This is a genomic window from Rubricella aquisinus, assembly GCF_014199445.1.
GTDB classification, from domain to species: Bacteria; Pseudomonadota; Alphaproteobacteria; order Rhodobacterales; family Rhodobacteraceae; genus Rubricella; species Rubricella aquisinus.
On the sequence record NZ_JACIJS010000008.1, the window covers coordinates 17,426 to 39,161 of the forward strand.

24 protein-coding genes are annotated in these 21,736 nt (G+C 61.2%); 4 read left to right on the plus strand and 20 right to left on the minus strand.

Annotation, left to right across the window (positions count from 1 at the left end):
• Positions 1-16: 16 nt before the first annotated feature.
• The 5 genes from FHS89_RS13290 to aptA all read right to left on the minus strand — a co-directional run bounded on the left by FHS89_RS13290 (position 17) and on the right by aptA (position 4,891).
• Entirely contained in the window at positions 17-226 is a 210-nt protein-coding gene (locus tag FHS89_RS13290) for a hypothetical protein (RefSeq protein ID WP_184012461.1), read from the minus strand.
• A gap of 121 nt (positions 227-347) precedes the next feature.
• Positions 348-1,811 carry a dihydropyrimidinase gene (gene hydA, locus FHS89_RS13295; RefSeq protein ID WP_184012463.1) on the minus strand — a complete coding sequence of 488 codons (1,464 nt, stop codon included), beginning with the start codon at positions 1,809-1,811 and terminating at the stop codon, positions 348-350.
• Between the two features lie 211 nt (positions 1,812-2,022).
• Positions 2,023-3,270: a Zn-dependent hydrolase gene (locus FHS89_RS13300; RefSeq protein WP_184012465.1), complete on the minus strand. Its 1,248-nt coding sequence runs from the start codon at positions 3,268-3,270 to the stop codon at positions 2,023-2,025.
• Between the two features lie 11 nt (positions 3,271-3,281).
• Positions 3,282-3,569 carry a cupin domain-containing protein gene (locus FHS89_RS13305; RefSeq protein ID WP_184012467.1) on the minus strand — a complete coding sequence of 96 codons (288 nt, stop codon included), beginning with the start codon at positions 3,567-3,569 and terminating at the stop codon, positions 3,282-3,284.
• A complete protein-coding gene (gene aptA, locus FHS89_RS13310; protein WP_184012469.1) occupies positions 3,566-4,891 on the minus strand; it encodes an omega-aminotransferase AptA in 1,326 nt (441 codons plus the stop codon). Before aptA ends, FHS89_RS13305 begins: the two co-directional genes overlap by 4 nt.
• Positions 4,892-5,006: 115 nt before the next feature.
• Here aptA and FHS89_RS13315 point away from each other — a divergent pair, with 115 nt between their 5' ends.
• The gene (locus FHS89_RS13315; protein WP_184012471.1) at positions 5,007-5,627 is read left to right on the plus strand and encodes a TetR family transcriptional regulator C-terminal domain-containing protein; all 621 of its coding nucleotides are present in this window, start codon (positions 5,007-5,009) and stop codon (positions 5,625-5,627) included.
• Between the two features lie 50 nt (positions 5,628-5,677).
• On the opposite strand, the gene FHS89_RS13320 is transcribed toward FHS89_RS13315, so the two are convergent.
• The 11 genes from FHS89_RS13320 to FHS89_RS16320 form a co-directional block, all read right to left on the minus strand.
• Entirely contained in the window at positions 5,678-6,556 is an 879-nt protein-coding gene (locus tag FHS89_RS13320) for a DMT family transporter (protein WP_184012473.1), read from the minus strand.
• 11 nt (positions 6,557-6,567) lie between these two features.
• The gene (preA, locus tag FHS89_RS13325) at positions 6,568-7,872 is read right to left on the minus strand and encodes an NAD-dependent dihydropyrimidine dehydrogenase subunit PreA (RefSeq protein ID WP_184012475.1); all 1,305 of its coding nucleotides are present in this window, start codon (positions 7,870-7,872) and stop codon (positions 6,568-6,570) included.
• A gap of 3 nt (positions 7,873-7,875) precedes the next feature.
• Complete coding sequence (locus tag FHS89_RS13330) at positions 7,876-9,213, minus strand: NAD(P)-dependent oxidoreductase (protein ID WP_184012477.1); 1,338 nt, start codon at positions 9,211-9,213, stop codon at positions 7,876-7,878.
• 82 nt (positions 9,214-9,295) lie between these two features.
• On the minus strand, positions 9,296-9,673 hold the full coding sequence (locus FHS89_RS13335) for a response regulator (protein WP_184012479.1): 378 nt from the start codon (positions 9,671-9,673) through the stop codon (positions 9,296-9,298).
• A gap of 22 nt (positions 9,674-9,695) precedes the next feature.
• Complete coding sequence (locus FHS89_RS13340; protein WP_184012481.1) at positions 9,696-10,730, minus strand: protein-glutamate methylesterase/protein-glutamine glutaminase; 1,035 nt, start codon at positions 10,728-10,730, stop codon at positions 9,696-9,698.
• 12 nt (positions 10,731-10,742) lie between these two features.
• Positions 10,743-11,333 (minus strand): chemotaxis protein CheD, encoded by a 591-nt coding sequence (locus tag FHS89_RS13345; RefSeq protein ID WP_221229444.1) that lies wholly within the window; start codon positions 11,331-11,333, stop codon positions 10,743-10,745.
• The gene (locus FHS89_RS13350; RefSeq protein WP_184012483.1) at positions 11,330-12,181 is read right to left on the minus strand and encodes a CheR family methyltransferase; all 852 of its coding nucleotides are present in this window, start codon (positions 12,179-12,181) and stop codon (positions 11,330-11,332) included. The genes FHS89_RS13345 and FHS89_RS13350 overlap by 4 nt, the downstream gene beginning before the upstream one ends.
• Positions 12,178-12,654: a chemotaxis protein CheW gene (locus FHS89_RS13355; protein ID WP_221229445.1), complete on the minus strand. Its 477-nt coding sequence runs from the start codon at positions 12,652-12,654 to the stop codon at positions 12,178-12,180. Before FHS89_RS13355 ends, FHS89_RS13350 begins: the two co-directional genes overlap by 4 nt.
• Complete coding sequence (locus FHS89_RS13360) at positions 12,651-14,699, minus strand: chemotaxis protein CheA (protein WP_184012485.1); 2,049 nt, start codon at positions 14,697-14,699, stop codon at positions 12,651-12,653. The genes FHS89_RS13355 and FHS89_RS13360 overlap by 4 nt, the downstream gene beginning before the upstream one ends.
• 11 nt (positions 14,700-14,710) lie before the next feature.
• Positions 14,711-15,070 carry a response regulator gene (locus FHS89_RS13365; RefSeq protein ID WP_184012488.1) on the minus strand — a complete coding sequence of 120 codons (360 nt, stop codon included), beginning with the start codon at positions 15,068-15,070 and terminating at the stop codon, positions 14,711-14,713.
• Positions 15,067-15,417: an STAS domain-containing protein gene (locus FHS89_RS16320; protein WP_184012490.1), complete on the minus strand. Its 351-nt coding sequence runs from the start codon at positions 15,415-15,417 to the stop codon at positions 15,067-15,069. The genes FHS89_RS13365 and FHS89_RS16320 overlap by 4 nt, the downstream gene beginning before the upstream one ends.
• 75 nt (positions 15,418-15,492) lie before the next feature.
• On the opposite strand from FHS89_RS16320, the gene FHS89_RS13375 reads away from it, so the two are divergent.
• Both FHS89_RS13375 and FHS89_RS13380 read left to right on the plus strand, forming a co-directional pair.
• Positions 15,493-16,089, plus strand: a complete 597-nt coding sequence (locus tag FHS89_RS13375; RefSeq protein ID WP_184012492.1) for a hypothetical protein — start codon at positions 15,493-15,495, stop codon at positions 16,087-16,089.
• A gap of 37 nt (positions 16,090-16,126) precedes the next feature.
• Positions 16,127-16,540, plus strand: a complete 414-nt coding sequence (locus FHS89_RS13380; RefSeq protein ID WP_184012494.1) for a DUF2177 family protein — start codon at positions 16,127-16,129, stop codon at positions 16,538-16,540.
• On the opposite strand, the gene kdsA is transcribed toward FHS89_RS13380, so the two are convergent.
• The 4 genes from kdsA to FHS89_RS13400 form a co-directional block, all read right to left on the minus strand.
• On the minus strand, positions 16,537-17,379 hold the full coding sequence (gene kdsA, locus FHS89_RS13385) for a 3-deoxy-8-phosphooctulonate synthase (protein WP_184012496.1): 843 nt from the start codon (positions 17,377-17,379) through the stop codon (positions 16,537-16,539). The genes FHS89_RS13380 and kdsA overlap by 4 nt on opposite strands.
• 23 nt (positions 17,380-17,402) lie before the next feature.
• Positions 17,403-18,977 (minus strand): KpsE/RkpR family capsule polysaccharide export protein, encoded by a 1,575-nt coding sequence (locus FHS89_RS13390; protein WP_184012498.1) that lies wholly within the window; start codon positions 18,975-18,977, stop codon positions 17,403-17,405.
• On the minus strand, positions 18,958-19,620 hold the full coding sequence (locus FHS89_RS13395; RefSeq protein WP_184012500.1) for an ABC transporter ATP-binding protein: 663 nt from the start codon (positions 19,618-19,620) through the stop codon (positions 18,958-18,960). Before FHS89_RS13395 ends, FHS89_RS13390 begins: the two co-directional genes overlap by 20 nt.
• Before the next feature lie 112 nt (positions 19,621-19,732).
• A complete protein-coding gene (locus FHS89_RS13400; RefSeq protein ID WP_184012502.1) occupies positions 19,733-20,980 on the minus strand; it encodes a Na+/H+ antiporter NhaA in 1,248 nt (415 codons plus the stop codon).
• Positions 20,981-21,110: 130 nt separating this feature from the next.
• Here FHS89_RS13400 and FHS89_RS13405 point away from each other — a divergent pair, with 130 nt between their 5' ends.
• Positions 21,111-21,728, plus strand: coding sequence for a uracil-DNA glycosylase family protein (locus tag FHS89_RS13405; protein ID WP_343051491.1), 618 nt, complete (start codon positions 21,111-21,113; stop codon positions 21,726-21,728).
• The last annotated feature ends 8 nt before the right edge of the window (positions 21,729-21,736 follow it).

The window sequence follows — 21,736 nt, forward strand, 5'->3', positions numbered from 1 at the left end:
AAGCAAAATGCAATTTTCAATTTGAAAATTTATTCTCAATTTTCTCAAACACATCAATCCAAAGGGCGGTCACAACGCCACTAAAAACGACGATGATAACTGGCAACAAGAACAACCACTGAAGAATGGCAACACCAAGCCCTGCAGGCCCATCGCACATGGGCTCTTGCTCCCAACAGGCATTCAGTTGTTCAAAATACCAAACAGGTATCGCCAGAAGCGTCATTCCGACAACGATCGCAGCAGCCCAATGCAAGCCAAACGCTAGGCGCGTTAAAATCGAACGCTATCGGGCCTGCCACAACAATCGTGAAAACCAGGACAGTGAGGGCAACAAAAAACAGGTGTCACACCCCACTCGGAATGTTCATCGGGTTGCGTTCGATCTTACGCGGGGTGTTGAGGCTTTTCCACTTGCTCAGTGCTTTGGACGCGCTGGCATAGGGATTGCGGCGGATGAATTTGCCGCGGCCCGGTTGTGGTTGGCTGTTTTGGCCGTAAGCCCAGATCACATCGCCTCGGGACAGGGTGAAGCGGGGTTGGGCCGTGACCTCCATCCCTTCGAACACGTTGTAATCAATGATGGATTTCTGGGTGCTGACATGCACCGTCTTGGAAATCGTCGGATCCCACACAACCACATCGGCATCCGCACCCGGCACCAGCGCGCCTTTTTGCGGGTAGATGTTGAGGATTTTCGCGATGTTGGTGGAGGTGACGGCGACGAACTCCTCCGGCGTCAGGCGGCCCGTTTCCACGCCTGTGGTCCAGAGCATCGCCATGCGCTCCTCAAGCCCGCCGGTGCCGTTCGGGATGGTCGTGAAGTTGTCCAGACCCATCCGTTTCTGTTCATCGGTGAAGGCCGCATGGTCTGTGGCGACCACCTGCAAACTGCCGGAGGACAGCCCGGCCCAGAGGCTCGCCTGATGGTCCTTTGAGCGGAAGGGCGGGCTCATCACGCGGCGGGCGGCATATTGCCAATCCTTGTTGAAATACTCGGATTCGTCGAGCGTCAGGTGCTGAATGAGCGGCTCCCCATAGACGCGCATCCCCTTTTGCCGTGCGCGCCGGATCGCCTCATGCGCCTGCTCGCAGGACACATGCACGATGTAGAGCGGCGTGCCCGCAGCATCCGCGATCATGATGGCGCGGTTCGCGGCTTCGCCCTCCACTTCTGGCGGGCGGGAATAGGCGTGGCCTTCGGGGCCAGTGATGCCTTCGGCGAGGTATTTCTGCTGCAATTCCTGTACGATATCGCCGTTTTCCGCATGGACAAGCGGCAGCGCGCCCAGTTCCGCACAGCGCTTGAAGGAGGCGAACATCTCGTCATCCTCAACCATCAGCGCGCCCTTATAGGCCATGAAATGCTTGAACGTGTTGATGCCGCGTTTGTTCACCACATCGGCCATTTCGTTAAAGATCGTCTCGTTCCAGCCGGTGATCGCCATGTGATAGGAGATGTCGCAGCAAATCTGATCCTTCGATTTGCGGTCCCATGCGTCGATCGCGTTCAGCAGGCTGCCATCCTCCCCGGGCAGGCAGAAATCGACGAGCATCGTGGTGCCGCCCGCTGCCGCCGCGAAGGTGCCGCTCTCAAAGGTTTCGGCGGCGGTGGTGCCCATGAAGGGCATTTCCAGATGCGTATGCGGGTCGATCCCGCCGGGGATGACATAGGCGCCTTCGGCGTCGATGGTCTCATCCCCCTTGAGGTTTGGGCCGATCTCCAGGATCTTTTCGCCCTCGATCAGAACATCCGCCTGATACTGCCGATCCGCGGTGACGACGGTGCCGCCTTTGATGACTTTGGTCATGGGTTTGTCTCCTTACTATGCGGTCGGCCCGCGTGAATTCTGGCTCTTTGATTGAACGGTCTCAGCACAACCGGCCGGGCCGGAGGCTCGGCCAGCGCCCGAACTCCCGTCGCACCAAAGGTGCGCCACCTTTTGACGGCTTGCTCTTGGCATGACGGAGGGCGCTTCGCCCCCTCCAGGTCGGGCACTGGCCTAAGGTCGGTGCGCAGCATCAGACGATTTCCGCCGTCTCAATGACCGCGTGCATCAGCACGTTGGCCCCCGCTTCGGCCCATTCCTTTGTGATTTCTTCGGCCTCGTTGTGCGACAGGCCATCGACGCAGGGGCACATGACCATCGCTGTGGGGGCGACGCGGTTGATCCAGCAGGCGTCGTGGCCCGCGCCGGAGATGATGTCCATATGCGACAGGCCAAGGCGTTCAGCCGCGTTGCGCACGGCCCTTACGCAGCCTTCGTCAAACTCTACGGGGTCAAAGCCGCCGACCTTCTCAAACGCGATCTCCATCCCCATCGTGTCCGCAATCTGTTCGGCGCCATCGCGCAGTTTCGCCTCCATATCCTCGATCACCGCGAGATCGGGGGAGCGGAAATCGACAGTGAACACGACCTTTCCGGGGATCACGTTGCGGGAATTGGGATAGACGTCGATATGACCCGCAGCCCCCACGGCGTGGGGTGCGTGGGACCATGCGATCTCATCCACCAGATCAAGGATGCGCGCCATGCACAGCCCCGCATTCTTGCGCATCGGCATGGGGGTGGAGCCGGTATGGGCGTCCTTGCCCGTCACGGTGATTTGCGTCCAGCTAAGGCCCTGCCCATGGGTGACGACGCCGATATCGACGCCCTCAGCCTCCAGAATCGGGCCCTGTTCGATATGCAGTTCAAAGAAGGCATGCATTTTGCGCGCGCCCACTTCCTCATCGCCTTTCCAGCCGATCCGGGCCAACTCATCACCGAAGGTTTTGCCCTCCGCATCCGTTTTGGCATAGGCCCAGTCCTGCGTGTGCATGCCCGCAAACACGCCAGAGGCCAGCATCGCGGGGGCGAAGCGGGTGCCCTCCTCATTCGTCCAGTTGGTGACCACAATCGGGTGTTTCGTCTTGATCCCGAGGTCATTCATCGTGCGGATGATCTCAAGCCCGCCAAGCACGCCGAGAACCCCGTCATATTTCCCGCCCGTCGGCTGCGTATCAAGGTGAGAGCCGACATAAACGGGGAGCGCGTCCGGGTCCGTGCCCTCGCGCCGCATGAACATAGTGCCCATCGTATCGACGCCCATGGTCATGCCCGCGTCCTCGCACCATTTCTGGAACAGGGCGCGCCCTTCCGCATCCTCATCCGTCACGGTTTGGCGGTTGTTGCCGCCCGCGACGCCGGGGCCGATCTTGGCCATCTCCATCAGGCTATCCCACAGGCGGTCGGCGTTGATCTTGAGGTTGGCTCCGGGCGCGGACATGGGCGAATTCCTTATTTGAGTTCCACTTCGACGAAGGACATGGGCGCGTCCCCGTCATTGATGACATTGTGCTCTACCCCCTCTTCGCGGCGATAGGTGGTGCCTGCGGGGATGAGGGTGCGGCGGGTGGCGCCGCCGGGCTCCTCCAACAGCATATGGCAATCGGTGAGCGTGGTGATGACGTAATCCATGCCGTGCTTGTGCCAGCCCGTCTCCGCCCCCGGTGCGAAATCGAAGCGGGTCACACGGACGCGCGCATCGTCGATTTGCTGGGTGGCGGTGGCGGCGGGGCGGGTCATGGCAGGTCTTTCAACACATCCGCGATGGTCCCGAACAACTCGTCAATATGGGATTTCTCGATGATGAGCGGCGGGGAGAGCGCAATGATATCGCCCGTCGTGCGGATCAAGACGCCTTTGTCATAGCAGCGCAGGAACGCCTCGAACGCGCGCGCGGTGGGTTTGCCGGCCATCGGCTCCAATTCGATCCCGGCGATCAGGCCAAGGTTGCGGCAGTCGATCACATGGGGCAGGCCGCGCAAGGAATGCACCGCATCCTCCCAATACTGGCCAAGGTCATGTGCGCGGTCGAACAGCCCTTCCTCGGCATAGGTTTCCAGCGTCGCGATCCCGGCGGCAGACGCGATCGGATTGCCCGAATAGGTATAGCCGTGGAACAATTCGATCAGGTTCTCCGGCCCGGTCATGAACGCGTCATGGATGTCGGCGGTGGTCAGAACCGCGCCCATCGGGATAACGCCATTGGTCAGCCCCTTGGCGCAGGTGATCATGTCGGGCATCACATCGAAGGTTTCTGCCGCGAAGGCCCCGCCGATGCGGCCAAAGCCGGTGATCACCTCGTCAAAGATCAGCAAAATCCCATGCTTGGAGCAGATATCGCGCAGCCGTTGGAGGTATCCTTTGGGCGGGATCAGCACGCCGGTGGAGCCTGCCATCGGCTCAACGATCACGGCGGCGATGGTGCTGGGATCATGGAGCGCGCAAATCCGCTCCAGATCATCGGCGAGGGTCGCGCCATGCTCTGGCTGGCCACGGGTGAACTGGTTTTCGGGGATATGGGTGTGCGGCAGGTGATCGACACCGGTCAGAAGGGCGCCGAAATGCTTGCGGTTGTTGACGATACCCCCAACAGAGATGCCGCCGAAATTCACCCCGTGATAGCCGCGCTCCCGCCCGATCAGGCGCGTGCGGCTCGCATCGCCGCGCGCGCGGTGATAGGCAATCGCGATCTTGAGCGCGGTCTCCACACTCTCAGACCCGGAATTGGTGAAGAACACATGCTCCATCGGCTCCGGCGCGATCCCGACAAGCCGGTTGGCCAGTTCAAACGCCTTGGGATGGCCCATCTGGAACGCGGGTGCGTAATCCAATTCAGCGGCCTGCTGCTGGATCGCCTCCACGATTTTCGGGCGTTTGTGCCCCGCGTTGCAGCACCATAGCCCGGCGGTCCCATCAAGCACCTTGCGCCCCTCGGCGGTGGTGTAATGCATGCCTTCGGCGGCCACGAACATACGGGGGCTTTTCTTGAACTGCCGGTTTGCGGTAAAGGGCATCCAGAAGGCAGACAGATCATTGGGTGCAGTGGGTTTGCGATCAGACATCGCTGCCTCCTTCGGTGGGCCGCAGAAAATGGTCTTTTGACCAATTGGTTAAAAGACGCTAGCACAGGGAATAGGCCAGTCAAGTGACTTGTCCTGCCGCAGTTTCGGAGCGCCCATGAAAGACGCCACTGCCCCCCAAACCCGCATCCAGCGGGAAAAACGGGAACTGATCCTTGAAGCGGCGCTGGACGTGTTCGCGGCGTTTGGCTTTCGCGGCTCCACCCTTGATCAGATCGCGGAGCGGGCGGGGATATCGAAGCCGAACCTGCTTTATTATTTCGAAGGGAAAGAGGCGATCCATGCGCAGCTTCTTGCTCGGCTCCTTGACACATGGCTTGACCCGCTGCGGGAGTTGAACCCAAAGGGCGACGCGCGTGCCGAAATACGCGCCTATATCTTTCGCAAGTTGGAAATGGCCCGCGATTACCCGCGCGAAAGCCGCCTTTTCGCCAACGAAATCCTTCAGGGCGCGCCGCGCATCGGGGATGAATTGGCCGGTCCCCTGCGCGCCTTGGTGGATGAAAAGGTCACGATCCTGCGCGCGTGGATGGCGGAGGGCAAAATCGCCAAGGTGGATCCGTATCACCTGATCTTCGCGATCTGGGCGACCACGCAGCATTATGCCGATTTCGACGTGCAGGTGCGTGCCGTTCTGGGCCGGGATGATGAGGCCCGGTTTCATGATGCCGCGCAATTCCTTGAGCAGTTGTTTTTTGCCGGGCTGGACCCGCGCTAAATCAATTCCCCAAAATATCCGCGCGTGCGGCGCACCCCTACGGTCTGACGCTATTGCTTCAGCAGCAGTAGTAGCGCGGCGGCCGTCGCCAACGTGCCAAGCGCCACGCTGGCCGCAGGCCACCCCTGCCCCAGCGCACCCTCCCACAGGATCACGACGCTGGGTGTGAGGTAGGTATAGGCCATGACTTTCGCGGATTTCAGGCGCAGGGCGGCGTATTGCACCAACAGGAACGTTACCGCACTCGCGCAGATCGACAGATAGGCCAGCGTGATCCAGAAAATCGGTGGCAAAGCAGCCCAGTCCGTCGCCACCAGATCCGGCGCGGAATAAATCATCAGCATGATGCACCCGGCCACCAGCATCCCAAAGGTGAACACCAAGGGCGGCTCCCCCCGGTTCAACCGTGGCACCATCGGGGCATAAAGCGCGTGGGCCACGCAGCCGAAGAAAAAGATCACCTCCCCCCGGCCCACATCAAACGCGAGCAATGCCCCCACATCGCCGCGAAAAATCACCCAAAGCGCCCCGCACCCGCCTAGGGTCAGCGCCAGCGCCATGCGCGGCGTCGTGATCTGGCGCATCAAGAGCCAGCCGAAACCTGCCGCCATGATCGGTGTGAGCGTGAACACGGCGGCGGCGGAAACGGGGGCTGCGGTTTTCAGCCCCTCGAACATCGTCACGAAATAGATGCAGAACAGCCCGCCCAAGACAGCGTAGCGCCACGGCGCGTGGAATTGCGCGCTTTTGAGGCCAATAACGCCCTGCGCCAGCGCGCCGATCACACAGGCCGCGATCAGAAAACGCACCGCCGTCAGCGCCGCCGGGTCCACCATATTGGCGACCTTCCCGCCAAGGCTGAACGAGCCTGCCACCAGAATGGCAAAAAGGAGCATCGCGGCATGGCCCCGATGCTCCTGCTGTTTCATGTCAGGCCCTGTCACTCCGCAGCGACGTTGGACGGGTTGTTCGGATGCTCTGTCCAGTTGGAGGGCGTGTCGCTGACCGTGCGGCCCGTGCGCGGATCGACGGTGCCTGCGGGCAGCCGCTCCATCGTGATGCAATTCTCCACCGGGCAGACATTGACGCACAGATTACAGGCCACGCATTCCTCATCAATCACGTCGAACACGCGATCCTCGGACATGCTGATCGCCTGATGCGACGTATCCTCACAGGCCGCATAACAGCGCCCACATTTGATGCAATCGTCCTGATTGATCCGCGCCTTGGTCACGTAATTGAGGTTCAGATATTGCCAATCCGTGACATTCGGCACCGCGCGACCCCGGAAATCCTCGATCCCGGCATAGCCTTTTTGATCCATGTAATTGGACAGGCCAGAGATCATTTCCTGAACAATCTTAAAGCCATAGGTCATCGCCGCCGTGCAAACCTGCACATTGCCACAGCCAAGTGCGATGAATTCCGCCGCATCGCGCCATGTCGTCACCCCACCAATGCCGGAGATGGGCAGGCCGCGTGTCTCCGCATCGCGCGCGATCTCTGCCACCATGTTGAGCGCGATGGGTTTGACCGCCGGGCCGCAATAGCCGCCATGGGAGCCTTTGCCGTCGATGCTCGGCTCCGGGCTGAAATCATCAAGGTTGACGGAGGTGATGGAACTGATCGTGTTGATAAGGCTCACGGCATCCGCGCCGCCCGCATGCGCCGCACGCGCCGGATAGCGGATATCGGTGATGTTTGGCGTTAGCTTCACGATCACGGGCATCCGGGTGTATTGCTTGCACCAGCGGGTGACCATTTCGATATATTCGGGCACCTGACCGACGGCGGCGCCCATGCCCCGCTCGCTCATGCCGTGGGGGCAGCCGAAATTGAGCTCGATCCCGTCAGCGCCCGTATCCTCCACATGGGGCAGGATCGCGCGCCAGGCTTCCTCCTCACAGGGGACCATAATGGACGCGATGAGCGCGCGGTCCGGGAAATCCCGCTTGATCGTTTTCATTTCCCGCAGGTTCACCTCAAGCGGGCGGTCGGTGATCAGTTCGATGTTGTTGAGACCCAAAAGCCGCCGGTCCGCGCCCCAGATCGCGCCATAGCGCGGGCCGTTCACGTTGACCACGGGCGGGCCTTCCGACCCGAGGGTTTTCCACACAACGCCACCCCATCCGGCCTCAAACGCGCGGCGGACATTGTATTCCTTGTCCGTCGGCGGGGCGGAGGCGAGCCAGAACGGATTGGGGGATTTGATCCCGACGAAATCAGTACGCAGATCGGCCATGGCTCAGGCTCCCTTCATCAAGGTGGCGTGGATGTCTTCAGCGGCGTCGCGCCCTTCGGCGACCGCCGTTACGGTCAGATCGTCACCCCCGGTGGCGCAATCCCCCCCTGCCCAGACGTCCGAAAGGCTGGTTCGGCCCGCGCCGGTGACGGCGATCTTGCCGCGCTCCAGCGTCAGGCCCGCATCTGTCGCCAGCGTTTGCCCGATGGCGGTGAACACCTGATCGGCGGGCAAGGTGAACGTCTCTTCCGACAGGGTGAGGCCCTGCTCGGTCGCTTCGGTATAGGCAAATTCGACCGCGTCGATCTTGCCGTTCCCATGGAGTTTGACCGGTGCCGCGTTGTGCAGGATGCGCACGCCGTTTTGGGCGGCGTGGTCCTGTTCGTGGCCCGATGCGCTCATCGCGGATTTGCCCCGGCGATAGACGATGGTGACATCCTGCGCGCCCAGCAATTTGGATTGCACGCCCGCGTCAATCGCGGTCATCCCGCCGCCGATCACGACGACATGGCGCCCGACGGGCACGGTCGTCAGGTCGTCGGCCTGCCGCAATTCCGCGATGAAATCCGTGGCGGGGCGGACGCCCGATTTGTCGTCTCCCTCAAGGCCCAGCGCATTCACACCCCCCAAGCCGATACCGAGGAACACCGCGTCATATCCCGACTGAAGCGCCTCCAGCGTGATGTCCCGGCCTAGGGCGCTGTTATGCTCCAACGTGATGCCGCCGATTTTCATCAGCCAATCGACCTCCGCCTGCGCGAAATTCGCGACGGTCTTGTATGCAGCGATCCCGTATTCGTTCAGGCCGCCCGGTTTGGGTCGCGCATCATGGATGACAACGTCATGACCATGCATCGCCAGACGGTGCGCGCAGGCGAGGCCCGCAGGCCCCGCGCCGATCACGGCGATTGTCTTTCCGGTCGGTTCAGCGCGTGTAAAGGGATGGTCGCCGCGCGCCATCAGCGTGTCCGTGGCGAAGCGTTGCAGGCGGCCAATCTCAACCGGTTTTCCCTCGGCGGCCTCCCGCACGCAGGCTTCTTCGCATAATTGTTCGGTCGGGCAAACGCGCGCGCACATGCCGCCCAGAATGTTCTGCTCAAAAATCGTGCGCGCGGCCGCGTCTGGCGTGCCAGTGGCGATTTGGCGGATGAAAAGGGGGATGTCGATATCCGTGGGGCAGGCGGTGATGCAGGGCGCGTCATGGCAGAAATAGCACCGATCCGCCGCAACCGCCGCCTCATGCCCATCAAGGGGGGGCTGCACATCGTCAAAATTCTGCGCGAGAGTGTCGGGATCCAGCCGCGCGGGCTGGATCCCAGATTGATGCTGGCTGGCCGTCATGTGCTTGCACCTCCTGATCTGTTTCAGGAAGCGTTACACAGGATTTATTTTTTATCAATTGGTAAAATTATGGGCGCTGGGCTCAGGTCAGCTCCCCCAATTGGTTTTCCAATGCGCCGCGCATATCGGCGACGCTGAACGGTTTTGCGACGAATTGATCGACCGTTTCATCCGCCTGATCACGATACGCGTCCGACGTGGCGAGGAAGACCGGCGTTTTTTGAAGGACGGGATGCGCCTTGATCTTTTGCGCAAGCTCGACCCCGCTCAATCCGGGCATGTTGAGATCGGAAATCACGAGGTCGAACTGTTTTTCCATCATGGAATCAAGGGCCGCCTCCCCGCTTGCCGCAAGAGAGACATCCGCGATCCCCAGCCGCATAAGACATTGCCGCGCAAGACCGCGCATCGTTTGCTGGTCATCGACCACGAGGATTTTGAGCGATTTGGCCGCTGGCATACGGATTCTCCTGATACTTGGGTTACGATGCGCGTGCAGTATGGCGCGCACGATCTTGTGATTTGGTAAACAGGCGGGCGCCCAGATGATCGAGGGGCAGAATTTCGCTGGCAGCACCCAATTCGATGGCCACCCGCGGCATCCCGAACACGACGCAAGACGCCTTGTCCTGCACCAGGCAAGTATGGCCTGCGCGATAAAGGCGCAGCAAGCCATCGGCCCCGTCCCGGCCCATCCCGGTGAGCAACGCGGCACGGCATTTCACACCCGTTTCGGCCAGCGCATGGAACATCACATCGACCGAGGGGCAGTGCCCTGACACGGGCGCGGATTGTTCAAGGCGCGTGCGCAAACCCGCCTCCGTCTTTCGGAACCGCAGATGCGCCCCGCCAGGGGCAATGCGCACCGTACCCGGACGCAATGTTTCACCATCCTGCGCCTCGGACACATGCACGCGGAGTTGTTTATCCAGCCGGTCAGCAAACCGACCCGTATAGGCCTCCGGCATATGCTGGACGATCACCACAGGGGGTGCATCGGGCGGGATATGTTGCAAAACGGCCCCGATGGCCGACACCCCCCCAGTGGAGGCCCCGATGGCGATCACGTCAACCTTCGGGAGGACACCCGCCTGCGGCTGCGGCGGCGGGGCCGCTTGCCTGCGCACGCTCGCCTTGGCCGCCATTCGGATGCGATCCGCCAAGAGCCGGCCAAATCCGGGAAGGCTCAGATTGCCACCCGGCTTGGGCACCGCATCGACGGCCCCGAGTTCCATCGCGGCGATCGCCGTGTCCGTGCCCTGATCCGTGAGGGTGGAAACCATGATGACCGGCATCGGGCGCAGATCCATGATCTTTTGCAAGAAAGTGATGCCGTCCATTCCGGGCATTTCGACATCAAGGGTCAAAACATCCGGATTGAGATCTTTGATCAACTGGCGCGCGCTGTGTGGATCAGGGGCCTCTGCCACCACATCGATATCGGGGCAGGACGATAGGGCCTGCCGGATCATGCTGCGCATCAGGCGGCTGTCATCGACAATAAGTACGCGGATCATGCTCGCCTCCGGTCAGAAGAGTTCGATTGCTTGGGGTTTGCGGGGCCGTTGGCTGATCTGCCGCTCAAGCGACCGCTCCGCCTCGCCCGCTCTGCGTGCGCCAGCCCCGGCGATCACCTGAACCCGGGTTCGGCCGGTTTTGGGGATGTAGACAACCCTGCGCGCATGTGACCCGCCGAGGTCTTCAGCCACCAGCTTGATCCCTTCATCCTTGAGGAAACGGCGCACAAATTCGGCATTGCGTGCGCCAATCGTGTTGGTCGCGGCGGTATCCATGACATTGCCACCGCCAAACACCTTCGCCTCCAGATCACCGCGGGCGCTGCCACGGCGCAAGAGGGCGTTGATCAGCAATTCCATCGCATGAACACCATAGCGCGCCGACGCGCCCGTCCCGCTGCCACCATCGGGCAACAGAAAGTGGTTCAACCCGCCCGCACCGCTGAGCGGATCGCGGATGCAGGCCGCCACACAAGAGCCCAGCAGGGTCATGATCGCGGCATCCTCATTTTGCAGCACCAGATGGTCTCCAGGCAAAACGGTATGAACCGGCATCCCGATGCGGGCATCGAAATAAGGATGGGTTTTGAGCGCCTGTGTCATGCATCATGCTTTCGGTAAATGGTGCGGCCGAGAGAGCGGAGTTGCGGATGCGGGGTCAGAAGGGATTCCGAATGGCCCAGATACAATGTCCCGCCGGGATGAAGCGCCTCAACAAATCGGTCCACCAGCCCAGCCTTTGTCTTTTCATCGAAATAAATCAGCACGTTGCGACAAAAAATGACATCAAAGCGCCCCTTCATCGGCCATTGTTGGAGAAGATTGAGGGGGAGAAACCGGATCATCGGTTTGAGCTTTGCGTCGATCTCCACGGTGTCGTCGTCAACTTTGCGAAAATAGGAGGTGTACCGCGCAGGGACGCGACCGATCCGGTCCTTCGGGACATGCCCGCGCGCCGCACGGGCCAGAACGTTTGTGTCGATATCCGTCGCCAGAATCTTCAAATCCTGCGGAGGACGGCCATTCGCGGCGGCATGCAGCGACATCGCGATCGTATAGGGCTCATCGCCCAAAGAGCATCCCGCGGACCAGATCCGGCCACGCGTGTTGGGCTGCAACAGGCGTGGCGCCACCTCGCTCACCAGATCCTCGAAATGGTGATCCTCGCGGAAAAAGCTGGTGAGGTTCGTCGTGACCGCGTTGATGAAATGCGTCACTTCACTGCCGCGCGCATCACCCTCCAAGAGGCTCAGATAGCTGTCAAAATCCGGTAGGTTCAGCGCCCTCAAGCGGCGACTGAGCCGGGCATAGATCATCTGGCGCTTATGCGCCTTGATCACGATGCCAGTATGGCGCGACACCAGTGACACAATGCGCGAGAAATGCGCGTCGGTCAGGGTGTATTCGGCCTTACCGCTGTCCGGCGCCTGCTTTTGGGCGATTGCGGTCATGCGGCGGTCGAAATGTCAGTGCGGAACAGGCCCTCAAGGTCAAGGAGGGCAACCATGCCCGTTTCGGTGTTCACCAAACCCGAGAGCGATTTTGAATCCACATCCGACATACTGCTCGGCACGGGCAGGATATCACCCGACGCCACCGTCAGAATGTCCGAAACGGCATCGACGAGCACGCCGACGATCTGTTCTCCAATGCGGACGATCACGATCACATGGGTGTCGGTCGCTTCCGTCACCGGGCCACCGAACCGCGCCCGCAGATCATGCACGGGCACGATCGTGCCGCGCAGGTTCAGCACCCCACGGGTATAGGGCGGCTGGTTGGGCAGGCCCGTTGTTGGGGTCCATTGTTTGATTTCCCGCACGCGCATGATGTCCACGCCGTAGAAACGATCCCCAACCAGGAAAGAGATGTATTGCGATGTCATGGCTTCACCTTCGGCGGCAGCAGAGGAATGGTCTTTCATGCGACATGCTCCAATTCTTGAGAAACAGGGGTGAGGACCGGGCGTTGTGCAGAGCGCTGGCGGTTTAGCCCCGCGAGGGCCGATACATCGAGGATCAGGGCCACACGGCCATCCCCAAGGATCGTGGCACCAGACACGCCATCAATCTGCTTGAAATTCGCCTCGATGCTCTTGAGGACGACCTGCCGCTGGCCGATCAATTCATCGACGAGCAGGGCCACATGGCCTTCGGTTTCCGTATCGATGACGATGGCCATATCCTCGGGCTGATCCGTGCCGGTATTGGGGATATCGAGCGCGTTGCGGACAGAGATCAGCCGGATATACCCCTCCCGCCGCGCGAGGATCTGCCCCCCGTCTGGCAGGGTTTCGATCTTGCAATCGCGCACGCGCAACGCTTCGACCACTGTGGATAGGGGCAGAATGTACCTGTCGTCATTAACGCGGATCGTCATCCCATCAAGCACCGCGAGCGTGAGGGGCAGCGTGATGAGAAACACCGTCCCTTCGCCAGGTGTGCTTTGCAAAGTGCAGCGCCCGCCGAGCGACTGGATCTTTTTCTTCACCACATCCATGCCGACGCCCCGACCGGAGACATCCGACAGCACCGCTGCGGTGGAAAAGCCGGGATGGAAGATAAGCTGGTCAATCTCTTCGGGTTGAAGCTGATCATCGGGGGACACGAGACCCTTCTCAATGGCCTTGGCCAGCACGCGCTCCCGGTCCACGCCGCGCCCATCGTCGGACAGGCGAATGAGAACCCGCTCGCCGCGATGTTCAGCGGACAGTTCGATGGTGCCTTCGGCAGGCTTGCCCGCGGCGGTGCGGATATCGGGCGGTTCAATTCCGTGATCCATGGAGTTGCGCAGCATGTGTGTCAGCGGCTCGGCCAATTCCTCGATCACGGTCGTGTCCACTTCCGTCCCCTCGCCGGAGAGGGACAGGCGCACATCCTTGCCCAGCTTATCGGCAAGGTCGCGCACGATCCGTGGCATCCGGCTAAAGACGGATTTGATGGGCTGGGCGCGGATCGCCATGACGCTTTCTTGCAAGTCGCGCGTCTGGCGGGCCATCTCCTCCATGGAATGGGGGATTTCCATATCGAGACGCGCCTCAATATCCGCGATTTCCTGCGCGAGTGCGGCCTGTGTAATCACAATTTCCCCGACCAGATTGACCAAGCGGTCGATCCGCGAAAGTTCCACGCGGAGGGATTTCTGCACGGCACGGCTTGAGGCTTCGGCCGCTTTTGGTGCGGCTGCCTCTTGCTCCGGCTCATGGAGGGCGGGCGGCTCCAGCTCCTCCACGGGATCGGGAGGTGCGGGTGCCTCATCGTCGAGCGTGACATCGGCAGTCAACTCGTAGAAGGACACGAATTCCTCAAGTTTGGATGGAGGCGCATTGGTGGTGATCGTGAGCGTCCAGACCAATCCGCAGGCCGTCAGCGGGCCGTCATCGGGCGGCGGGACGGTGCCTTTGCAGGTTACGTCCGTGGGGCCGAAATCGCGCGCGGCCTTGACGATGCGGCGAATGTCCTGCCCGCTGGAGAAGAAATCCTCAAGCGGGGCAATGGTGATGGTGACCTCCCGGTCATCGGTCGGGATGGCGGGCTCTTCCATGTCGGGGGCGGGCGCGGCGGCTTTGCGCGCGGTGCTGCCCCCTTCCTCCAGCCAGTCGCTGAGTTCGGAGAGCACCCGTTCGATCAATGGGTCGGTGGGTTTCGTGCCATCGCGTGCGGACTCAACCAGCAGTTCCATCACGTCGCCCGACCGCATCAGGGTCAGGCACAGATCCGGCGTGATCGACAGGGCGCCCGAACGGCACCGGTCCATCACCGTTTCGAATTCATGGGCAAAGCCCGTCAGGTCGTTGAAGCCAAATGCTGCCGCCCCGCCTTTGACCGAGTGGACAGCGCGGAACGCGGCGTTCACCGTTTCGGCATCCCCATCCCCGTCACTCAAAGTGCCAAGGTGATCCTGAAGGTCGGTCAGCAGTTCCGCGCATTCCGCAAAAAAGAGCGCCTTGAAATCATCATCATCCGACATCGGGCTGCTCCTTAAGCCAGTTGCTCAACAAGGCCGAGGATCTGATCGGGATCGAAAGGCTTGGCGATCCAGCCGGTCGCTTTCACCTCGCGCGCGCGCTGTTTCAACTCTGGCGCGGTTTCCGTGGTCAGCAACACCATGGGCAGCGTGCGCCCTTCGGGTGCGGCGCGGGCATTTTCGATGAAATCGAGGCCATTCATCACCGGCATGTTCAGATCAGTGATCACCATATCGGGGCGATGTTTACGCAGTTGCGACAGGGCTTCCTGCCCGTCAGCGGCTTCGATCACCTCATGCCCTGCCCCGCGCAGGCAAGAGACGAGCATATTTCGCAGGGCGCGGGTATCATCGACAGCAAGGATCAGGCTCATGTCCGAAACTCCATTTTCATCATTTCCCGAAACAGACCGAGATCATTGAACGCATCGACAAAATCGGGGGCAGCATTCGCGATGGCGACCTGAGACGCATCGCCCCGCCCCGAAATCCCCGAAAGAAGCGCAATCACGGCAGCGGAGGTCATCTGCTCCACGTCTGATGCGTCAATAACCAGCGGGGCCTCCGCCGGGTGGGCTGCAATGTCCGCCAATAGCTGTTCCGCCTCGCCAAACCGCACGCGGGCGGGTAGCACCAATGGCTCTGTTTCCTGATCGCTCACAATCCGCCCCCTGTTAGGCTCGGTTTCATCGGGGGTCACAATCGCGGGAGAATCTTTCACGAGGGTAAACGGCTACCCTTTTTCCAAACAAAGGTTAGGTTCGATTTTAGCTAAACTTGAAGGGACCGGGCGGGCATGATCAGGGCATTGATTTTCGTTGGAGTTTTGGGAATAGCTGCGGCGGCCCAAGCGCATGAACTGCGCCCCTCCATCGCGGATATTCGCGGTATTGAGGAAGATGGCCGCGCCGAAATCACGCTGGACATCGTCGTAAACCTCGAAGCGATTCTCGCGGGGATCGGGCCGGAGCATACCGACAGCACCACCGCACCCGAGGCCGAAGCCTATATGACGCTGCGCGCGCTGCCGCCCGATGCGCTGATCGCGCGCTTGAGGTCCGGGGAGCGAGATATGCCCGCGCTGATCACCCTCACGGAGGGCGACACCCGGATCAGCTTGGCGCTGGAGCGGATCGACGTGCCCGAAACGGGTGACATCGCGCTTGCCCGCGACAGCGTCCTGCATCTGCGTGCGGTCCCTGACGGGCCAGTCATGCCGCAATTTGCGTGGGACGCGTCCCTTGGCCCAATCGTGCTGCGCGCGACGCTGTCTGATGGCAGTGACGGCTATGCGGGGTTTCTGACCGATGGCATGGCCTCTCCCCCCATTACACTCTTTGCGGAACGAAAGGGCTTTTGGGGGCGTTTAGGAGGCATGATCCGTAGTGAATAGAAACGCGAGAAGAAAAAAGGCAGCGCCGCATATGGTCATGACACTCGCCGTCCTGTTTGGCATCGTGCTCGTCGTATTCGTATTATGCGACCTCATCTGGTTGAGCAACGTCACCACCCCCGCCTTCAAGAAAGAGGTCGGCAGCATCCTGAGGCAGACGCCCGACGCTGCCTCCGCGATCGCGTTCTACCTGATGTATGCGGCGGGGATTGTGGCCTTTGCGGCCTATCCCGCGTTGCAGTCGGAATCGCTGGTGGAGGCCGCCATTCGCGGCGCGGCTATCGGCTTTTTCGCTTACATGACCTATGAATTGACCAATATGGCGACCATTGAAGGGTGGAAATGGCACATGGTTTTTTCCGACACGGCATGGGGCGTGTTCCTCACGGCGGTGGCCGCGATGGTCGGTGTGCTGGGGGCGATGACGCTCGGGTTTGGGCCGGGGGATTAGACGGTCAGCGGATGCGCCTTGGCCAAGCGGTCAAAGGCCATCAGATCGGCAATCAGCGCGGGCATCTGATCCACCGGGATCATGTTTGGCCCGTCAGATGGCGCGTTATCCGGGTCCTCATGGGTTTCAATGAACACGGCAGCGACACCAAGCGCCACGGCGGCCCGCGCCATCACTGGCGCAAATTCGCGTTGTCCCCCAGAGGAGCCGCCCTGCCCGCCGGGCTGCTGCACCGAATGGGTCGCGTCCATCACCACCGGATAGCCCGTGCGCGCCATTGTGGGCAGGCTGCGCATATCCGCCACGAGGGTGTTATAGCCAAAGCTGGTGCCGCGCTCACACAGCATGATGTTTTCATTGCCGGTGCTGGCCAGTTTCGCCGCAACATTCGTCATGTCCCATGGCGCGAGGAATTGCCCCTTTTTGATATTGATCGCGCGGCCCGTTTTCCCGGCGGCAAGCAGAAGGTCGGTCTGACGGCATAGAAAAGCGGGGATTTGCAGCACGTCCACGACTTCCCCCACGGTGGCGCATTGCGCCTCCGTATGGACATCGGTGATCACGGGGCAGCCGAGCGCGTCGCGCACATCGGCCAGAATGCGCAAGCCTTCGTCCATCCCGATGCCGCGCTTTCCGCTCAGGGAGGTGCGGTTCGCCTTGTCGAAACTGCCCTTGAAGATGAAGCCCGCCCCCTCTGCCACGCAGGCTTTTTGAACCTGCTCGGCCAGCATCAGGGCGTGATCGCGGCTTTCCAACTGGCATGGCCCCGCGATCAATGTCAGCGGGCGGTCATTCGCGATGGTCAGATCGCCAAGGGCGATGGTGCGGGCAGATGCCATGAAAAATGTCCTCTCAGTGCCGGTCAGGTCGTGGTGCCGTAGGCCATCTGTTCGCGCAGGATGGAGATGGTCAGCGATGCCATCATGTAGATGGCGAAAAAGATCACGAAAGCCAAGGCCGTGTATTCAAACTTGCGCGGATAGCTGGCCACTTGCGGCTCCACCGGGTTGACCACCATCGACAGATAGAGCGCCTGTTGATTGGCCTCCTGCCGGGCGATTTCGCGGCTTTGAATGGCTCCGGTCAGGATCACGCGGGCAAGTTCGGCATTGGCCTGCGCGCGCTCCAACTCCGCCCCCTGCCGGGCCAGCGATGTCTGCTCTGCCGATGCGTTCACGATCCGCGCGCGCTGCTCCGCGATGGAGGTTTCGATCCGCGCGATTTCATTTTCGACGATGCGGACCTGCGCCGCATTTGGCCGTGTGTTGTCATTGAGCGCGGCAAGCTCCAGCCGCTTTTCCTCCAACATCGCGGTGAGAGAGGAGATGGTCGATTGCACGAGGCTCAATTCGATTTCCGCACTGAAAATGCCCTGTGCCTCCTGCAATTGCAAAACCCGCTCTTCGGCCTCATCAAGCGCGCGGCGCGCATCCTCCACTGCCTCTTCGGTGGTGCGCAGCGCATCGGCACGGTTGCGGTCGGACATTTGCGCGACGCGGAATTCGGCCAATTCGATCAGCCGCAGCGACATGGCCGAGGACAGCTCGGGATTGGGCGCGATGACCTCCAGCCGGATAATGCCCTCCGTCGTGTCAAACCCGACCAGAACCCGGTCCCGATAGATGCTGTAGATGTCACTCTCAGACGCATCGGCCGCAAGGCGCTGGATCGGGTCGATCCGGGGATCCGAATAGGCGTCGATCACATCCAGATCGGAATCGAGAATGCGCATCGCCTCCAGCGACACCAGAAAATCCTGCACCGCGATGGATTCGCGCGACGTGGCAAAACTGGTGCCCGTAAACAATCCCCCCCCGCCCAGCGCCGCCGGGCCAGAGGCGCGCTCGATCACAAAGGCGGATTTGGAGGAATAGAGCGGCGTTGCGTGATTATAAAAGAAATTGCCCACCAGAAATGTCGGCAGCGCGATGAAAAACGCGAGCCTGAGCCATAACAGCATCCAGCGGCGGCGGCGGCGTTTGACGAGATCGCGCTGAATCTCGGCAATCTCTGCTTCCCGCTCCTCCTCCGTGAAGGTGTAGGGCATGCTTTTCTTCGGCTCAGTCTTGGCCGGCGAGGTCTGTTTGTGCGGCACAAGGAATTGTTTGGTCTCGCTGCGTTTGGGCGGATCGTCTTGATCCTGCGCATCGCTGACCTCTTCCATCGCGCGCGCGCTTTGCCGGGCGGCGGCCATCACATCGCGTCGGCGTTTGGGCCGGGTCGCGGCGATTTCGTCCTGTTTGGCGGCTTTTTCCTCGGGCGTGAGGTTTTCCTCCTCCGCCTCGGCCTTCGCACGCTCCGCCTCCATCGCCAGCCGTCGGGCACGGCGGCGCTCACGGCGCGTCATCGGGGGCGTTTCCGGTTGCGTTTCCTCCTGCGGGGGATCGGCTTCGGGTGTTTGCCCCTGATCAGGTTTTTTAGTCGAATCGTCGGTCATATTCGTACATCTGGCTTGCCTCTTCGAGCGTGTCGAAGAAATACAGCCTCCCATTGCGCAGCACTGCGGCACTCTCACAGAACCTACGCAATTGTTGCGGATTATGCGAGACCATCACAAGGGTCGCGTGTTCCAGCCGCTGACGCAGGATCGCCCCGGCCTTTTGTACAAACTCGGCGGAGGCCGTGGTGGGCATGCCCTCATCCACCAGAAAGATGTCGAATTCCAGCGATAGCATCAGCGATAGCGACAGACGCCCCGACATGCCGGACGAATAGGTGCTGGTCGGCTGGTCGAAATATTCGTCGATATCGCAGAGCCACCGGCAGAATGCCTCCACATAATCTGGATCAACGCCATAGAACCGCGCGGCGAAACGTGCATTCTCCGCCCCGGACAGGCCCGTATCCATCACCCCCGTGAACCCCATCGGGAACGAGATGCGGGAGGTGCGCAAAATCTGCCCCTCATCCGGCTTGATCAGCCCGGCCATCATTGAGATCAGCGTGGATTTGCCGGTGCCATTGGGCGCAAGGATGCCCAAGGATTTGCCCAGCGTCACCCGGAACGACGCCCGATCGAGGATCACCTTGCGGCGCTCCCCGGTCCAGAACGATTTGCTCACATTGCGAAACTCGATCATGCGCTGCTCATTTGCCCCAAATGCATGTGCCCGCTATTTGCGCACAGATATGTGGCGTGAAAAGGGTAAACAGCGCATGAACGCGGCGGAAATCCGCCGCGCCCTGCTGATTTTACAGCTCTCGCTTCTGCACGCGCAGCATTTTGCCCGCGATAAAGGCAAGGATCGCCGCGCCGAAGCTAAAGAGCGCACCCATCTTCGCCGCGTCCTGCACCGCCCCACCTTCAAAGGCGACACCCGCCACGAACAGCGACACGGTAAAGCCGATCCCGGCCACAGTGCCCAGCACGAACAGGTCCGCAACCCGCATCCCATCCGGCAGGCCAAGCCCCATGGGCCGCGCCGCCAGCCACCCCATGAACAGGATGCCAAAGGGCTTGCCGATAAAGAGACCAGCCAGCACGAGCCACGTCGCATCGCCAATGGCCGACAGGGCAATGCCCGCATTCGCCAGACCAAACATGAACAGGATCACCTCAACCGGGGATTTCAGCGCATGCTCCAGCGTGTTGAGCATGTCATGCAGATGCGTCTCCGCCTCGGAAAAGATGCCAAAGGCGCGGTCCGCATGGGGAATGATCGGGATCACTGGCAAAAGGCCCAGCGCCGGGTGGATGCCCGCGCGCATGAAACCATACCAGCTGACACAGCCCGCAACGATATAGGGCAAGCCGCCCAGCGCTTTGCGCACGGCAGTGGAATTCGGGCGATCCTGCTTGCCGCGATCCAGCCGCCGCGGCAGCCAGTTGAACAGCACGAACACGGCAAAGGCGACGCCAAAGGACATCAGCAGCCATTCCGGTGCCAGATCGCCAGTGGGATAGAAGATCGCCAGAATGATCAGGCCCGCCGCGTCATCCGCAATCGCCAGCAACAGCAGGAACCCGACCGCCGGATGCCCCGCACCAAACACCAGCCGCCCAACAAGATAGGAGAACGCGATATCGGTCGCCGTCGGCACGGCCCAGCCGTTTTGCACCGCGCTGAACGTGTCCGACCCCATCAGGAGCGCAAGGCCAAGGTAAACCGCAATCGGGCCAAACATCCCGCCGGAGGTCGCGATCAGCGGGGTCAGGGATTTCTTGCCACGCAGCGACCCGTCCTTGAGGATCACCGCTTCCCAAACCTCCTTACCCGCGATGGCAAAGAACAGCGCCATCAGCACGTCATTGATCAGATAATGCAGCGTCAGCGTGCGATGCCCGTCATGCAGATGACCAATCGGCGCGTGATCCCACAGGGTCAATTCGATCAGATGGTGATAGCTCGCGTAATCGGTATTCGCCCAGATCAGCGCAATCAGCGCCCCAGCAATCAAGAGGATGGAATACTCACTGAGGAAGTTCCAGACGCGGTACATGAGCGGTCCCTTTCGAGGATGGGCGGGGTTTGCGCCTTATTTGACAAAAGCCCGCAGGGTTGCAACCCATTCTACAGGCTGCATTCGTATATAGTGGCAAAAGGGTATCATGGCGCAACCTATCAGAGTGATCGAAAAAATTTCGCAAGAGGTGCGGGCGTGCCGTTTATGTGCCGACCGGTTTGCCCTGACGGCGACCGCCCATACGCCGCGTCCGGTGCTGCGCGCGGGTGCGCAGGCGCGGATTTTGATCTGCGGACAGGCCCCCGGCGCGCGGGTCCATGCCAGTGGTTTGCCGTTCGACGATCCGTCCGGGGATCGGCTGCGCGGGTGGCTTGGTGTGGACCGCGCGGCCTTTTATGACACAACCAGCTTTGCGATTGTGCCGATGGCGTTTTGCTTTCCGGGCTATGACGCGAAAGGGGCGGATCTGCCGCCGCCACCGATCTGTGCGGCGACATGGCGGGAGGAGGTTCTGTCGGCTTTGCCGAATATCCGGCTGACACTGCTTATTGGCGGCTATGCCCAGCGCTGGCATTTGGGGGCCGCTGCCAAAGGGGGCGTGACCCGAACCGTCGCCGGGTGGCGCGATCATGCGCCTGCCCTGTTTCCGCTGCCCCATCCCAGTTGGCGCAACACCGGATGGCTGAAACGCAACCCGTGGTTTGAGGCTGATGTGCTGCCCGCCCTGCGCGCGGCGGTCCGTGCCTGCGACGGCGCGCCCCTTGCCGATCCGCCTGCCCCGTGAGATGTCAG

Coding starts and splice junctions, on each gene's coding strand:
- FHS89_RS13305 (WP_184012467.1), bottom strand. CDS start 3,569: ATGACCCGCCCCGCCGCCACCGCCACCCAGCAAATCGACGATGCGCGC.
- hydA (WP_184012463.1), bottom strand. CDS start 1,811: ATGACCAAAGTCATCAAAGGCGGCACCGTCGTCACCGCGGATCGGCAG.
- FHS89_RS13350 (WP_184012483.1), bottom strand. CDS start 12,181: ATGACCGCAATCGCCCAAAAGCAGGCGCCGGACAGCGGTAAGGCCGAA.
- FHS89_RS13335 (WP_184012479.1), bottom strand. CDS start 9,673: ATGCCAGCGGCCAAATCGCTCAAAATCCTCGTGGTCGATGACCAGCAA.
- FHS89_RS13365 (WP_184012488.1), bottom strand. CDS start 15,070: ATGAGCCTGATCCTTGCTGTCGATGATACCCGCGCCCTGCGAAATATG.
- FHS89_RS13375 (WP_184012492.1), top strand. CDS start 15,493: ATGATCAGGGCATTGATTTTCGTTGGAGTTTTGGGAATAGCTGCGGCG.
- FHS89_RS13320 (WP_184012473.1), bottom strand. CDS start 6,556: ATGAAACAGCAGGAGCATCGGGGCCATGCCGCGATGCTCCTTTTTGCC.
- FHS89_RS13355 (WP_221229445.1), bottom strand. CDS start 12,654: ATGAAAGACCATTCCTCTGCTGCCGCCGAAGGTGAAGCCATGACATCG.
- FHS89_RS13360 (WP_184012485.1), bottom strand. CDS start 14,699: ATGTCGGATGATGATGATTTCAAGGCGCTCTTTTTTGCGGAATGCGCG.
- preA (WP_184012475.1), bottom strand. CDS start 7,872: ATGGCCGATCTGCGTACTGATTTCGTCGGGATCAAATCCCCCAATCCG.
- FHS89_RS13290 (WP_184012461.1), bottom strand. CDS start 226: ATGACGCTTCTGGCGATACCTGTTTGGTATTTTGAACAACTGAATGCC.
- FHS89_RS13395 (WP_184012500.1), bottom strand. CDS start 19,620: ATGATCGAGTTTCGCAATGTGAGCAAATCGTTCTGGACCGGGGAGCGC.
- FHS89_RS13345 (WP_221229444.1), bottom strand. CDS start 11,333: ATGACACAGGCGCTCAAAACCCATCCTTATTTCGATGCCCGCATCGGG.
- FHS89_RS13330 (WP_184012477.1), bottom strand. CDS start 9,213: ATGACGGCCAGCCAGCATCAATCTGGGATCCAGCCCGCGCGGCTGGAT.
- FHS89_RS13315 (WP_184012471.1), top strand. CDS start 5,007: ATGAAAGACGCCACTGCCCCCCAAACCCGCATCCAGCGGGAAAAACGG.
- aptA (WP_184012469.1), bottom strand. CDS start 4,891: ATGTCTGATCGCAAACCCACTGCACCCAATGATCTGTCTGCCTTCTGG.
- kdsA (WP_184012496.1), bottom strand. CDS start 17,379: ATGGCATCTGCCCGCACCATCGCCCTTGGCGATCTGACCATCGCGAAT.
- FHS89_RS13340 (WP_184012481.1), bottom strand. CDS start 10,730: ATGATCCGCGTACTTATTGTCGATGACAGCCGCCTGATGCGCAGCATG.
- FHS89_RS13380 (WP_184012494.1), top strand. CDS start 16,127: ATGACACTCGCCGTCCTGTTTGGCATCGTGCTCGTCGTATTCGTATTA.
- FHS89_RS13400 (WP_184012502.1), bottom strand. CDS start 20,980: ATGTACCGCGTCTGGAACTTCCTCAGTGAGTATTCCATCCTCTTGATT.
- FHS89_RS13300 (WP_184012465.1), bottom strand. CDS start 3,270: ATGTCCGCGCCCGGAGCCAACCTCAAGATCAACGCCGACCGCCTGTGG.
- FHS89_RS13390 (WP_184012498.1), bottom strand. CDS start 18,977: ATGACCGACGATTCGACTAAAAAACCTGATCAGGGGCAAACACCCGAA.